The 866-nt window shown below is 67.0% G+C and carries 1 protein-coding gene; it reads left to right on the plus strand.

Going from position 1 to position 866, the window contains the following annotated elements; translation table 11 throughout:
- Positions 1-866, plus strand: an 866-nt coding sequence (locus tag AC1DIP_RS22200) for a transketolase-like TK C-terminal-containing protein (protein WP_477735116.1), incomplete at both ends; no start/stop codon positions are given.

Here is an 866-nt window from a genome sequence, read left to right on the forward strand (position 1 = left end):
GGCATGGATGCGTTCTTCCCGACGGCGAAGATTTACAACCCCAAGGGGCAGAACTACCTGTCGGTGGACCGGGACCTGGTCCTGGCCTACAAGGAATCCCCCGCCGGCCAGCTGATCCACCCCGGCATCAACGAAGCCGGCGCCGTGGCAGCCTTCACCGCCGCCGGAACYTCCTACGCCACCCACGGCGTCCCCCTGGTCCCGGTCTACGTGTTCTACTCCATGTTCGGCTTCCAACGCACCGGCGACGCCTTCTGGGCCGCCGGCGACCAAATGACCCGCGGCTTCATCATCGGCGCCACCGCAGGACGGACCACCCTCACCGGCGAAGGCCTCCAGCACGCCGACGGCCACTCCCCCCTCCTGGCCTCCACCAACCCCGCCGTCCTCACCTACGACCCCGCCTACGGCTACGAAATCGGACACATCGTCCGCTCCGGCCTGGAACGGATGTACGGYRCGGACTCCACGGACCAGAACGTCATGTACTACCTCACCGTGTACAACGAACCCATCCTCCAGCCCGCAGAACCGGAGAACCTCGACGTCGAAGGCGTCATCAAGGGCATCTACCTSCTCGCCCCGGCAAAGATCGACGGTCCCCGCACCCAGATCCTYGCCTCCGGCGTCTCCGTGCCCTGGGCCATCGAAGCCCAGCGCGTGCTGGCCGATGACTGGAACGTCTCCGCCGACGTCTGGTCCGTAACCTCCTGGAACGAACTGCGCCGCGACGGCCTCGCCGCCGAAGAGGAAGCCTTCCTCAACCCCGGCCAGCCCGCCCGCGTCCCCTTCGTCACCCAGCAACTCGAAGGCGCCACCGGCCCCATCGTCGCCGTCTCGGACTACATGAAAGCCGTCCCGGACCA

Source organism: Pseudarthrobacter sp. 05T312 (assembly GCF_056396685.1).